This window comes from Kineococcus rugosus, assembly GCF_050871975.1.
Taxonomy (GTDB): Bacteria; Actinomycetota; Actinomycetes; order Actinomycetales; family Kineococcaceae; genus Kineococcus.
This window is the reverse complement of the sequence record NZ_JBJLSJ010000046.1, coordinates 1-13042: the sequence shown is the minus strand read 5'-3', so window position 1 is coordinate 13042 and position 13042 is coordinate 1. Positions and strand designations below refer to the sequence as shown.

9 protein-coding genes and 3 tRNA genes are annotated in these 13042 nt (G+C 75.7%); 10 read left to right on the top strand and 2 right to left on the bottom strand.

Annotated elements, in window-relative coordinates:
- Positions 1-78 precede the first annotated feature (78 nt).
- The 4 genes from ACRYM6_RS20585 (at position 79) to ACRYM6_RS20570 (ending at position 5758) form a co-directional block, all read left to right on the top strand.
- Entirely contained in the window at positions 79-3111 is a 3033-nt protein-coding gene (locus ACRYM6_RS20585; protein ID WP_432544755.1) for a UPF0182 family membrane protein, read from the top strand.
- Between the two features lie 133 nt (positions 3112-3244).
- On the top strand, positions 3245-4249 hold the full coding sequence (locus ACRYM6_RS20580) for a hypothetical protein (protein WP_432544754.1): 1005 nt from the start codon (positions 3245-3247) through the stop codon (positions 4247-4249).
- Positions 4237-5634, top strand: coding sequence for a hypothetical protein (locus ACRYM6_RS20575; protein WP_432544753.1), 1398 nt, complete (start codon positions 4237-4239; stop codon positions 5632-5634). Before ACRYM6_RS20580 ends, ACRYM6_RS20575 begins: the two co-directional genes overlap by 13 nt.
- Positions 5635-5684: 50 nt before the next feature.
- Positions 5685-5758 (top strand) — tRNA-Met (locus ACRYM6_RS20570).
- Positions 5759-5813: 55 nt separating this feature from the next.
- Here ACRYM6_RS20570 and ACRYM6_RS20565 read toward each other — a convergent pair.
- Positions 5814-6128 carry a hypothetical protein gene (locus tag ACRYM6_RS20565; RefSeq protein ID WP_432544752.1) on the bottom strand — a complete coding sequence of 105 codons (315 nt, stop codon included), beginning with the start codon at positions 6126-6128 and terminating at the stop codon, positions 5814-5816.
- A gap of 127 nt (positions 6129-6255) precedes the next feature.
- Between ACRYM6_RS20565 and ACRYM6_RS20560 the strand changes: the two genes are divergently transcribed.
- The 5 genes from ACRYM6_RS20560 (at position 6256) to ACRYM6_RS20540 (ending at position 9280) form a co-directional block, all read left to right on the top strand.
- A tRNA-Met gene (locus tag ACRYM6_RS20560) sits at positions 6256-6329 on the top strand.
- A 106-nt stretch (positions 6330-6435) separates the two neighbouring features.
- Positions 6436-6509, top strand: a tRNA-Met gene (locus ACRYM6_RS20555).
- Between the two features lie 197 nt (positions 6510-6706).
- Positions 6707-7336, top strand: coding sequence for a hypothetical protein (locus ACRYM6_RS20550; protein ID WP_432544751.1), 630 nt, complete (start codon positions 6707-6709; stop codon positions 7334-7336).
- Between the two features lie 133 nt (positions 7337-7469).
- Complete coding sequence (locus ACRYM6_RS20545; protein ID WP_432544750.1) at positions 7470-8585, top strand: sensor histidine kinase; 1116 nt, start codon at positions 7470-7472, stop codon at positions 8583-8585.
- Positions 8582-9280, top strand: coding sequence for a response regulator (locus tag ACRYM6_RS20540; RefSeq protein ID WP_432544749.1), 699 nt, complete (start codon positions 8582-8584; stop codon positions 9278-9280). Before ACRYM6_RS20545 ends, ACRYM6_RS20540 begins: the two co-directional genes overlap by 4 nt.
- On the opposite strand, the gene ACRYM6_RS20535 is transcribed toward ACRYM6_RS20540, so the two are convergent.
- Positions 9264-11207 (bottom strand): anthranilate synthase family protein, encoded by a 1944-nt coding sequence (locus ACRYM6_RS20535; RefSeq protein WP_432544748.1) that lies wholly within the window; start codon positions 11205-11207, stop codon positions 9264-9266. The genes ACRYM6_RS20540 and ACRYM6_RS20535 overlap by 17 nt on opposite strands.
- 231 nt (positions 11208-11438) lie before the next feature.
- Between ACRYM6_RS20535 and ACRYM6_RS20530 the strand changes: the two genes are divergently transcribed.
- On the top strand, positions 11439-12854 hold the full coding sequence (locus tag ACRYM6_RS20530) for a glucose-6-phosphate dehydrogenase (RefSeq protein ID WP_432544747.1): 1416 nt from the start codon (positions 11439-11441) through the stop codon (positions 12852-12854).
- The last annotated feature ends 188 nt before the right edge of the window (positions 12855-13042 follow it).

Genomic DNA, 13042 nt, shown 5'->3' with positions numbered 1-13042 from the left:
GTGACAACGAAGTGGTCACGATGCGCCGGACGCGCACGAGCGGGGGCACGTCCGGGGGGGCTTGTAAGTTGCCTGATCGTGAGCTTCCCACCACGCCGTCCGTCCCGGCCGGTGCTCCGGCGCCGTCGCCGGGGCGCAGCCCTGCCCACCGTCGTGGTCCTCGTGGCCGTCGTCGTCGCCGTGATCATCGGGTCGCGGATCGCGTCCGACGTGTGGTGGTTCGACGAGCTCGGCTTCCTGCCGACGTTCACGCGCAAGCTGTGGCTGCAGCTCGCGCTGTTCGCCGTCGGCGGCCTGCTGCTGGCCGCCGCGGTCGCGGTGTCGCTGACCGTCGGGTACCGCGCCCGGCCGGTCTACGCGCCGATGTCGACCGAGCAGGCCGGCCTGGACCGCTACCGCGAGTCCCTGGAGCCGCTGCGCCGCGTCGTCGTCGTCGTGCTGTCGATCGCCGCGGGCCTGTTCGGCGGGTCGGTGGCGATGAGCCGCTGGGAGACGCTGCTGCTGTGGCTGAACCGGACCGGCTTCGGCACCGTCGACCGCCAGTTCGGCATCGACCAGGGCTTCTACGTCTTCACGCTGCCGTGGCTGACGTTCCTGGTCAGCTTCCTCACCGCGGCCGTCGTGCTGGCCGGCATCGGCGGGCTCGCCGCGCACTACCTGTACGGCGGGCTGCGGCTGTCCGGCGGCGGGCAGCGCACCACCCGGGCCGCGCGCATCCACCTGGCGACCCTCGCGGCGCTGTTCCTGCTGCTGCGGGCCGCGGGGTACTGGCTGGACCGCTACGAGCTCATGGTGTCCAGCTCCGGGCACGTGCGCGGGGTCGTCGGCCCCACCTACACCGACGTGCACGCCGTCCTGCCGGCCAAGGCGATCCTGACGATCATCGCCGTGGTGGTGGCGCTGCTGTTCGTCGCCGCGGCGGTCGGCACGTCCTGGCGGCTGCCGGCCATCGGCACCGGCCTGCTCGTGGTGAGCGCCGTGGCCATCGGCGGGATCTACCCGTGGGCGGTGCAGCGCTTCCAGGTGACGCCGAACCGGCAGAGCCTGGAGTCGCAGTACGTCGAGAAGAACATCGAGGCGACCCGGGAGGCGTACGACCTGGCCGACGTCGACGTCCAGACCTACGAGGCCGACACGACGGCCAGCACCGGCCAGCTCAGCGCGGACGCGCAGACCATCCCCAGCGTCCGCCTGCTCGACCCCTCGATCGTGTCCCAGGCCTTCCAGCAGACCCAGGGCCAGCGCGGGTACTACAAGTTCCCCGACGTCCTGGACGTGGACCGGTACGCCTCGGAGGACGGCACCACCCGCGACGCCGTCGTCGCCGCCCGCGAGCTGAACCTGTCGGGGCTGTCCGACAACCAGCGCACCTGGGTCAACGAGCACACCATCTACACCCACGGGTACGGCGTCGTCGTGGCCCGCGGGAACGACCGCGCCCCCGACGGCAGCCCCAGCTACCTGGAGTCGAACGTCCCCACCACGGGGGAGATCGACATCGAGCAGCCGCGCATCTACTTCGGCGAGGGCACCCAGACGTACTCGATCGTCGGCGGCCAGGACAACGAGATCGACTACCCCGACGGCTCGCCCGGCGGGTTCGCCACGACCCAGTACGACGGTTCCGGCGGCGTCGCGGTCGGCGGCCTGCTGCAGAAGCTGGTCTACGCGCTGAAGTTCGGCGACCAGAACATCCTGCTGTCGAGCTCGGTCAAGGACAACTCCAAGATCCTCTACGACCGCACCCCGCGCGAGCGCGTGGAGAAGGTCGCGCCGTGGCTGACGATGGACGGCGACGCCTACCCCTCGGTCGTCGGCGGCCGCGTCGTGTGGATCCTCGACGGGTACACCACCTCGGCGTCCTTCCCGTACGCGGCGCAGACCGAGCTCGGCGAGGCGACCACGGACACGCTGACCCAGACGCAGGGCAGCAGCGTCCAGGCCCTGCAGGACCGCACGGTGAACTACGTCCGGAACTCGGTGAAGGCCACGGTCGACGCCTACACCGGCCAGGTCACGCTCTACGAGTGGGACGAGACCGACCCGGTCCTGAAGGCGTGGATGAAGGCGTTCCCCGGTGCGGTCCAGCCGCTGTCGGCGATCGACGGCACCCTGATGGCGCACCTGCGCTACCCGCAGGACATGTTCAAGGTGCAGCGCGAGGTGCTGTCCAGCTACCACGTCACCGACGCCGCCTCCTTCCTCACCGGCCAGGACTTCTGGGACGTCCCGGACGACCCGACCATCGAGAGCCAGAACGGCGTCAAGGCCGCGCAGCCGCCGTACTACCTGACCCTGCGGATGCCGGACCAGGACGCGGCGCGCTACAGCCTCACCACGACCTACGTGCCGGCCTCGACGCAGAACAACTCCGGCACCCAGGTGCTGCGGGGCTTCGCCGCGGTCGACTCCGACGCGGGCACGCAGACGGGCGAGAAGAGCGAGGGCTACGGCACGATCCGCCTGCTGGAGCTGCCGCAGTCCTCGACCGTCAACGGCCCGGTGCAGATCCAGAACAACATCCGCTCCGACACCGAGGTCGCCGAGCAGGTCCGCCTGCTCAGCCTCGGCGGCAGCTCGGAGGTCAAGTACGGCAACCTGCTGTCGCTGCCCGTGGGCGGCGGGATGCTGTACGTCGAGCCGATCTACGCCCAGTCCACCGGCAACAACTCCTTCCCGCGGCTGAGCCGGGTCGTGGCCGTCTTCGGCGACAACATCGCCATCGCGAACACCCTCGACGAGGCGCTGGACCAGGTCTTCGGCGGGGACTCCGGAGCCGGGGCCGGTGACGCGGGCAGCCCGCCGGTCGGCGCGGACGGCAACCCGACGCAGAGCCCGAGCCCGACGCCGACGGGCAGCGCCCCGGCCGACGGCGGGACGACCGGTGACGCGCAGACGCAGCTGCAGCAGGCGCTGGCGAACGCCAAGCAGGCGATCACCGACTCCTCCGCGGCGCTGGCGGAGGGCGACTTCGCGGCGTACGGCGAGGCGCAGCAGCGGCTGAGCGCGGCGGTCGACGCGGCGACCGCGGCCGAGGCGCGGCTGGAGCAGGCGCAGGCGCCGACGCCCACGGCGAACCCGTCGGCCACCGGGGCCCCGCCGACCCCGTGAGGGGCGCGACTGCCCCGGCCGGGTGAGGTGACGGCCGCCGTTCCGGTGAGAGCACCGCGGACGGCGGCCGTCGCCGCGCCCGGGACCCCTAGCGTCGGGGGGCCCGCGCCCGCCGACCGCCAGGAGCACCGCCGTGCCCGTCGTCACCATCGACCCCGAGGGGGTCGTGGCCCTCGCGACCGCGACGGGGCTGTCGGCGGTGACGCTGCACGAGGAGGCCGCCGCCCTGGCCGCGACCCTGGACGGCATCGCCGCGCTCGCCCCCGGTGGCCCGGCGGTGCGGGCCCGCTGCGCGGTCGTCGAGGCCGACCTGGCCGCCCTGGCCGGGGCGGCCCGGCAGCGGGCGCAGGACTACGGCGCGGTCGAGCGGCCGCTGCGGGAGCTGGCCACGCTGGGTTTCTGGTTCCCCGACTTCGGCGTGTTCGTGCCCGACGAGGGGCAGGGCGCCGGGGAGGACCTGGAGGACCTGCTGCGCTCGGACGAGTTCGGCGCGATCCCGCTGGGCCTGAGCCAGAGCCTGCTGGAGGCGTACCGCAAGCCCTCGCTGGTCCTGCCGAAGGCCGGGCTGGAGCTGGGGGTGGACCTCTCGACGCTGGTCGGCGTGGTCGACGAGTTCCACGGGGTGCCGATGGTCACGACCCCCGGCGGCCTGCTGGTCCCGGCCGGTTCGGCGGAGGACCCCTTCGTGAAGGCGCTCACCGCGCGCTCGCAGGGCGGGGACTTCCACCAGCCGGGCAAGCCCACCTTCGTCACCGAGGGCGTGGGGCGTCCACCCGGCTGGGCACGGGTGGGGGGCAGGGCGCTGGGCGCGGCGGGGGCCGCGCTGACGCTGTACGACTCCTTCGCCGGGCAGTGGGAGGAGGACGCGGCGCTGCACCCGGAGTACTCCACCGGGCAGCGCATCGCCTCGGCCTCGGCCACCACGGCCCTCGAGGGCGGCGGCGCGGTGGCCGGCGGGCTCGCGGGGGCGTACTACGGCGCGATGGTCGGTTCGCTGGTCCCCGTGCCGGTGATCGGTACGGTCGGCGGGGCGCTGATCGGCGGGGCGATCGGCTCGTTCGCCGGGTCCAAGGCGGGCAAGGCCGCCGGGACGGCGGTCGTCGCCGGCGCGAAGGAGGTCATCTCGTGGTTCGACTGAACGACGACGTCCCGGCGCAGCCGGAGGGGGACGCGGTGGACGAGGACTGGATCACCGGCTGGGCCGAGGCCGACGGGGTGCGGGTCCCCCTCCCGCGCGGCTGGGCGCCGGTCGGCCCGGACGCGGGCGTGCCCGTCGTGGGGGCGCAGGTCGCCCTGCACGCCACCCCGGTGGCCTCCGACGCGGACGGCACCCCCTTCGCCCCCACGATCGTGGTGACCTTCGTCGACGCGCACCCGGACGCGTCGGCCGCGGCCTTCGGGGCGCAGGCCCTGGCCGCGGCCGTCGAGGTGTGCGGTGCGGCGACCGGTGACGGCCGGGTCCTGGGGTACGAGGTGTGGCTGCCGCCCGCGCAGCCGGACAGGGTCGACGCCGGCCGGCGGCTGTCGTTCGCGCACCGTCGGGAGGCGGCCACCCTGGCGGTCACGCAGGTCGTGCGGGTGGTCGACCGGCCCGCGGGCCGGGGCGTCCTGACCGTCACCGCGACGGTCCCGGCGCTGCACCGCCTGACGCACGCGGCGGACGTCGACCGGGTGGCCGCCGCCGTGGAGGTCCGCGCCGACCGGCCCGCGGGGCCGCCGGCCGCCACGCCGCCGGCCCCGCCGACGGTGGCCGTCACCCCGACGGTGGAGGTGGAGGACGTGCGGGCCCTGGTGCCGCGGCAGCCGTTCACCACCGCCGGGCCGCGGGTCGCCCGCGCGGCCTTCGAGGAGTTCCTGCGGCGCCGGAAGGTCGGTCCCCGCCGCGCCGGGCACGCCGACCTGCTCGCGGCCGGCCTCGTGGACGCCGACGGGCGGCCCACCCCGGACGGGACCGCCGTCCGGGAGCTGCTGCGGACCCGGTCGGCGCACCTGCGGCTGGAGTCCGCGCGCGGGCCGGTGCCGCTGAGCCTGGACGTGTCCCACCGGGGCGGCCGGGCGCTGGTGGTGGCGACGGCCGGCCCGGCCGACGTGCCCGTCCCGGGCGGGGCGGTCGCGGCCCCGGAGGTGCTCGGGGAGGCGACGCGGGTCCGGCTGGACTGGGTGGACGCCTCCCACCTGCCCGTCGTGCTGGCCGCCTGGAGCGGCCTGGAGCCCCGCTGGGTCGCCGCCGCCACGGCTGCGCCCAGCGAGGAGGACCTGCTGCGCCGCGTCGACGACCCGGACGCGCCCCACCCCCCGGACGCGGACGAGGGGTTGCGCCGGGCCTGGGCGGGGGACTGGTACCTGTGGACGATGCGGCTGGCTGGTCAGCCGGTCGGCCGGGTCGTGGTGCGCGCCGGGGACGGCGGCTCCTGGCTGCTGACGGGAGCCTCGGGGCTGGGGGAGCCGGCCGCGCGCCAGTGGGTCCCGGCGGCCCTGGCCCAGGACCTCGACCGGTTCACCCTGGCGCTGGTGCTGGCGTGAGACCCCGGATTTGGCCCCGCGTCCACCGTGGCGTAACGTGGCGGCCACGACGCGGGGTGGAGCAGCTCGGTAGCTCGCTGGGCTCATAACCCAGAGGTCGCAGGTTCAAATCCTGTCCCCGCTACTGACGACGAAGGCCCCGGGACCCGACGGTCCCGGGGCCTTCGTCGTGCCCGGGGTCAGGGGGCCGGGGTGGACGCCGTCGCCGCGTCGAGGCGCCCGGCCTCGCTCTCGCACCCCGCGGCCAGCAGGTCGCAGTGCTCGGCGTGGGCGAGCACGTCGCGGGCGATCGCGTCGACCGCGCCGGAGGCGGCTGCCAGCGCGTCGGCGAACTGCGTGGCCGCGGTGCCCTGCCACAGCGCCGGAGCCGGGACGGGGTAGCGCGACCGGACGGTGCGCACGTCCTGGCCCAGGCCGGCGGCCTGGTCGCGCAGGGTCCGGGCGGCCGAGCGCAGGTGGCCGGCGCGGGCGCGGAGGGTCGCGGGATCGCTCACCGGTCGACGGTAGGTGCCGCCGCCGCGCGGCGACGTGGTCCCTCACCCGGACGGGGGGTACCGACAACCCCTGCAGCGCAACCGATTGGTGATCGGGGGCGGTGTCGCGTAAGGTCGGGTCCACCGACGCGGGGTGGAGCAGCTCGGTAGCTCGCTGGGCTCATAACCCAGAGGTCGCAGGTTCAAATCCTGTCCCCGCTACGCAGAGGCGAAGGCCCGGGCCACACGGTCCGGGCCTTCGTCGTTCCCCCTGCGTCGCAGTCGATTTGCTTCTGCGCCGGGGGCGACGTAACGTGGTGTTCACCGACGCGGGGTGGAGCAGCTCGGTAGCTCGCTGGGCTCATAACCCAGAGGTCGCAGGTTCAAATCCTGTCCCCGCTACGCAGAGGCGAAGGCCCGGACCACACGGTCCGGGCCTTCGTCGTTCCCGGCCCCCCACCGCCGGCCCCCGCCCCGCCCGTGGAGTGGTACCGCGGTCCTACGCGCGAGGGGTTCCGCCGGGGGACGACCCGCGGGTGCCCGGTGGGGTGGACTGGGCCCGCGGCCCGCTCCGGGTCGCGCTGACCCCAGGGGGAGCGGTGGACCTGCTGACGAGCGGCCCGTACGGCGTGCTGGCGCCCGCGATGGCCCTGGAGGGACCGGTCGCCACCTTCGTGGGCGGCACCCTCGTGGGCGCCGGGCACGCCGGGCTGCTCGTCGTGTGGGCGCTCGCCTTCGCCATCGACGTCGTCCTGGACAGCGGCCTGTTCGCGCTGGGCCGCCTGGCCCGCCGCGCCGGCCGCTTCCCGCGCGCCGCGGCGCTGGCCGCCCGGCTCGGGTTCACCCCCGACCGCCAGGAGCGGCTCGCGGCCCGGGCGTCCGGCCACCTGCCGGCCGTGGTCGCCGGGGCCAAGCTCGTCGACGTCGGCGCCGTGCCCGCCTTCGTCGCCGCGGGCTGGTCCGGGGTCGCGCACCGCTCCTTCCTCGGCTGGACCGCGCTGTTCACCGCGGTGAAGGTCAGCGTCCTGGTGGGCCTGGGCGTCCTGACCGGTGAGCACCTCGCCTCCCGGGTGCAGGGCGTCCTGGAGCACCCGTGGGTGGCCGTCGTGGGCGGCCTCGCGATCGGCGTCGCCCTGCTCGGGGCCCGGACGGTCGTCTCCGCCGCGCTGCGGACCGTGCGCCGGGGAGGTGGGTTGCTTGCCGCGTCGCTGGCCCCGGTCACGCCCTGAGCCCCGGCCGCGCCCCGAGCCCCCGCCGCGCCCCGGGCGGCAGGCCCCCGCGCGCACCCGGCACCTCCCGGCGGCCCGCGCCGCGCTGGCTCCCCTCGCCAGTGCCCGCACCCTCGTCGTCGGGCTCGCGGTCGTGCTGTACGCCGTCGGCGCGCCCGTCTCGGCCGCCGTGCACGACGTCCCCGTCGACCTGGCCCTGTCCGCGGTGCTCCTGCAGTGCGCCGGGCTGGTCGTCGTGCTGTGGCGGCCCGGGACCGGCACCGTCGCGGCCCTGACCGGCGTCGTGCTGGTGGCGGTGTCCGCCGACCCGGACGCGGGCCCGTGGCCGTGGACGGTGCCCTCGCTGCTGACCTTCGGGGCGCTCCTGGCGGTCCTGGGGGTCCGCCGCGAGGGGCGCCTGGCCCTCACCGCGTGGATCGGCAGCATCGCCGTCACCGGGGTCGTCGCCCTGCTGCTGGCCGGCGGGGACGACGGCCCCGGCACGAACCTCGTCGTCTACGCGTCGAACTCCGCGCTGCTGCTGGGCGGCGGCGTCGCCGTCGGGGCCCGGCGGCGGGTCCGGGAGGAACTGGCCCGCTCCCGGCGCGACACCGAGGCCGAGCAGGCCCGGCGCGTCATCGTGGAGGAGCGCAACCGGATCGCCCGGGAACTGCACGACGTCGTGGCGCACAGCATGTCCGTCATCGGGGTGCAGGCCACCACGGCCCAGTACCGCATCCCCGGGCTGTCCGCCGAGGCCCGGGCCGAGTTCGACGACATCGCCGCGCAGTCGCGCACGGCGCTGGCCGAGATGCGGACCCTGCTGGGGGTGCTGCGCAGTTCCGGCGACGGCGCCGAGCTCGCCCCGCAGGCCGGGCTCGACGGCCTCGACGACCTCGCCGACGGCGCCCGCCGGGCCGGGTGCGCGGTCTCGCTGCACGTGGACCCGCCGCTGCGCCGGACCCCGCTGCCGGCGTCGGTGGGGCTGGTCGTGCACCGCATCGTCCAGGAGGGGCTCGCCAACGTCGTCCGGCACGCCACCGGGGCCGCGGTCGCGGTCAGCGTCCTGCGCGCCGACCCCGGCATCGTCGTGGAGGTGCGCAACGACGCCCCGCCGCCGGGGTTCGTCTCGACGGCCGACCCCGGCGGGCACGGCCTGGTCGGGGTCCGCGAGCGCGCCGCCCTGCTGGGCGGCACGGTCGAGAGCGGGCCGGTGGCCGGGGGCGGGTACGTCCTGCGCGCCGCGCTGCCGTGGGAGGCTGGGGCGTGACCACTGCCCCGGACCCCGCGGTCGTGCGCGCCGTCGTCGTCGACGACCAGGCCATGATCCGGGCCGGGTTCTCGGCCCTGCTCTCGGCCCAGCCCGGCATCGAGGTCGTCGGGCAGGCCGCCGACGGCGCCGAGGCCGTCCGGCTCGTCACCGGCCTGCCGCCCGAGCGGGCCGCCGACGTCGTGCTCATGGACGTGCGTATGCCCGTCGTGGACGGGCTGGAGGCGACCCGGCGGATCCTCGCGGCCGGCCTGGACCCCGCGCCCCGGGTGCTGGTCCTCACGACGTTCGACATCGACGACTACGTCTTCACCGCCCTGCAGGCCGGGGCCAGCGGGTTCCTGCTCAAGGACGCCACCCCCGAGACGCTCGTCGAGGCCGTCCGCGCCGTGGCGGCGGGGGACTCGCTGCTGTCGCCGGTCATCACGCGCCGCCTCATCGAGCACTTCGTCTCCACCCGCCAGCGCTCGATCACCGTCCCGGACGCCGTCGCGGACCTCACCCCGCGCGAGCGCGAGGTCCTGGTCTGCATCGCCCGCGGGCTGTCGAACTCCGAGATCGCCGCGGAGCTGTTCATCGCCGAGCAGACGACCAAGACGCACGTCAGCCGCGTCCTCACGAAGCTGGGTCTGCGCGACCGCGTCCAGGCCGTCGTGCTCGGCTACGAGATCGGGCTGGTCAGCCCCGGCCGGTGAGCAGCGGTTCCACCAGCGAGCGCAGGAGCGCCGGGCCGTCGAGGGTCAGCACCGACTCGGGGTGGAACTGGATGCCGGCGAAACCCCGCCCGCGCAGCGCGACGACCTCGTCGGCCGGTCCCGTCGCCACCTGCACGCCCTCGCCGGCGAGCCGGGCGATCGCCGCGTCGTCGACGCGGGCCGTGAACGAGTTGTAGAACCCGACGGTCGCGGACGAGCCGAACAGGTCCACCTGCAGCTGGGTGCCCTGGTGCGGGGCGTCCTTGCGGCGCAGCGGCAGACCCAGCGTCCCCGACAGCAGCTGGTGCCCCAGGCACACGCCCAGCAGCGGGTTGCCGCCCGCGCGGGCGCCCTCGGACAACCGCGTCGCGAGCTCCTGCAGGCGGGCGATGCGGGGGTCGGAGTCGTCCTCGGGGTCGCCGGGGCCCGGGCCGAGCAGCACCAGGCCGGTGTGCGCGGCGAGCTCGGCGTCCAGCGCCGGGTCGTCGTAGCGCAGGACCCGCGCGCGCAACCCGGCCGCGGCCAGCAGGTGCACCAGCATCGCGGTGAACGTGTCCTCGGCGTCGACCACCAGCGCCTCGCCCAGCGGGGACCGGGTGGGCTGCTGCTGCGGTTCGAGCCAGAACGGCGCGAGCCGGTCGCGGCGGGAGGCCAGCAGCGTCGCGACGCGGGCGTCGGAGGCCAGCGGCACCCGCCGCGCCGGGGCGCCGTCCGGCCCGGTGCGCGGGGGCAGCGGCGGCAGGGCGCCGAGCGCGCGCAGGACGCCGGCGGACTTGGCGTGCGTCTCGGCGACCTCCCCCTCGGGGGTCGAGCCGCGCACCAGCGTCGCGCCGACGGAGACCCGCACGGTCGCGCTGCCCCCGGCCGCCCGCACGTCGGCGGTGCGGATGAGGATGGGGGAGTCCAGCGTCTGCCCGCCCTCGCCGTCGTGGCCGAGCAGGGCCAGCGCCCCGGCGTAGTAGCCGCGGCCGGACGGTTCGAAGCGCTTGATGACGCGGCAGGCGCTCTGCACCGGCGAACCGGTCACGGTGGCGGCGAACATGGTCTGCCGCAGCACTTCCCGCGCGTCCAGGGTCGACTGGCCGCGCAGCTCGAACTCGGTGTGGGCCAGGTTCGCCATCTCCCGCAGGTACGGGCCGTGGACGACACCGCCGAGGTCGCCGACCGAGCACATCATCTTCAGCTCCTCGTCGACCACCATGAACAGCTCCTCCACCTCCTTGGGGTCGGTGAGGAACTCCACGAGGCCGTCGGCGTCCGGGCCGGCCGCCGGGTAGCGGTAGGTGCCGGAGATGGGGTTCATGACGACCTCGCCGCGGGCCATCCGCACGTGCACCTCCGGGGAGGCGCCCACCAGCGTGCGCGAGGTCCCGTCCGCGCCGGGGACGTGCACGACGAACGTCCAGTACGCCCCCTGCTCGGCGACCAGCAGCCGCCGGAACAGGCTCAGCGCGGTGGTGGCGTCGAAACCGTCGATGACGCCGTCGACGTCGCGGCGGATGACGAAGTTCGCGCCGCTGCCCTGGGCGATCTCGGTGTCGATGATGCGGCGCACCACGTCGGCGTAGTCGTCGTCGGACAGGTCCGGGGCGACGTCGCGCAGCGGGACCTCGGCGTCGGGCAGGGCGCGCAGCGCGTCCTCGACCGGCAGGTCCACGGCGGTCTCGACGCGCAGGACCTGCAGGGGGGTGCCGTCGTCGTGGACCTCGAAACCCCGTTCGCGCAGCTGCCGGAACGGCACCAGGGCCAGGGCGTCGCGCTCGGCGCCGCGCAGCGGGACGTCGGCGAGGTGCTCGACGGTCTCGACGGGACCGCGCAGCACCTCCACGGGCCCGGGCCGCCCCGTGCGCGGGTCCAGGCGGCGCAGCAGCGCGAAGGGGCCGGCGCCGGGGGTCAGCAGGTCCGCGACGGTCTGGTCGGGTGTCATCGGGTTCTCCTCGAGGGGCTGGGGGAGCCGTCCGTCGAGGGGACGTCCTGCGGTCGGCCTCCTCGACGAGGCGGCCACCGGGACGTGGGAGCGTCAGGCGACCGCCGACACCCACCACCACGCACCGCGGCGCGAGGCGCTGGCGGTTCCCGTCGGGAGTGCGGTGGTGGTCACGGGGGACACCTTAGCCCCCGGGCCCGCCGGCCGGGCAAGAGCGGCGATACTGCCTGGGTGACCAGCAACGCTCACCCGACAGAGCAGTCCCGGAGCACTCCCACGATCTTCGTCCTGTACGGGGCCACGGGGGACCTCTCGCGCCGGCTGGTGTCGCCGGCCTTCTTCGAGCTCGCCCGCCTGGGCCGGTTGCCGGAGCAGTGGCGGCTGATCGGTTCCAGCCGCGGGGAGAAGACCCACGAGGAGTTCCGCGGGTTCATCCGCGAGGCGCTGGAGGAGTTCGGCCCCCAGCCCTCCGACGGGCCGTGGGACGACTTCGCCGAGCACCTCCTGTTCGCCTCCGGCGGGTTCACCGAGGAGGACCCCGGGCAGTTGCTCGACGTGCTCGCGCAGGCGCGCGAGGACCTCGGCGGCGAGGCCGAGCTCGTGCACTACCTCGCCATCCCGCCGGGGGCCTTCCTGGACGCCACGAAGGCCTTCGCCGCCCACGGGCTCGCCGAGGGTTCGCGCGTCGTCTACGAGAAGCCGTACGGCACCTCCCTGGCGTCCTTCGAGGAGCTCGACGCCGAGGTGCACCGGGTGTTCGAGGAGTCCCAGGTCTTCCGGATCGACCACTTCCTGGCCTTCGAGGCGCAGCAGGACGTCATCCACGCGCGGTTCGCGAACCCGTGGCTGGCCGCCCTGTGGAACCGCGAGTTCGTCGACCAGGTGCAGATCGACATCGCCGAGACCCTCGACGTCGCGCAGCGGGCGAGCTTCTACGACGCCACCGGCGCCTTCCTCGACATGATCGTCACGCACCTGTTCCAGATGGCCGCGACGGTGGCGATGGAACCCCCGGCCGACCTCGGGCCCGGTTCGCTGCAGGCCGCCAGGGACGCTGCGCTGCAGGACTTCCGCGAGCTCGACCCGGCCGAGGTGGTGCTCGGGCAGTTCGACGGGTACACCGCCATCGACGGCGTCCCGGACGACTCCACGACCGACACCCTCGCCGCCTGCCGGGTGTGGGTCGACAACGACCGCTGGCGCGGGGTCCCGTTCCTGCTGCGCTCGGGCAAGAAGATGACCGCCGACGAGCAGCGCGTCACGCTCGTGCTGAAACCCCCGACGGGGCTGCACGCCGACGCCGAGCCGGCGACCATCAGCTTCTCGCTGCTGGAGGGCGGGGCGCTGGACGTCGCCACGACCGTGCGCCGCCCCGGCGTGGCCGGCGGGCTCGTGCAGGGCACCGCGACGCTGCCGCTGGACGGTTTCGACGGCCCCGCCCCGGCGCTGCCGTACGTGCACCTCATCGAGCACGTGCTCACCGGCGACCGGTCGCTGTTCACCGGGGTCGAGGGGCTGCGCGCGGCGTGGACCTGCATCGAGCGGTTCTCGCAGGACCGCCCGCGGGTCCTGCCCTACGCGCCGGGCACGTGGGGCCCGGAGGCGGCCGACGAGCTCCCCGCCCCGGGGCGCTGGTTCCTGCGCTGAGACGCACCCGGGCCGGGGGGGGGGGGGGGGGGGGCGGGGGGGGGGGGGGGGGGGGGGGGGGGGGGGGGGGGGGGGGGGGGGGGGGGGGCGGGGGGGGGCGGGGGGGGGGGGGGGGGGGGGGGGGGGGGGGGGGGGGGGGGGGGGGGGGGGGGGGGGGGGGGGGGGGGGGGGGGGGGGGGGGGGGGGGG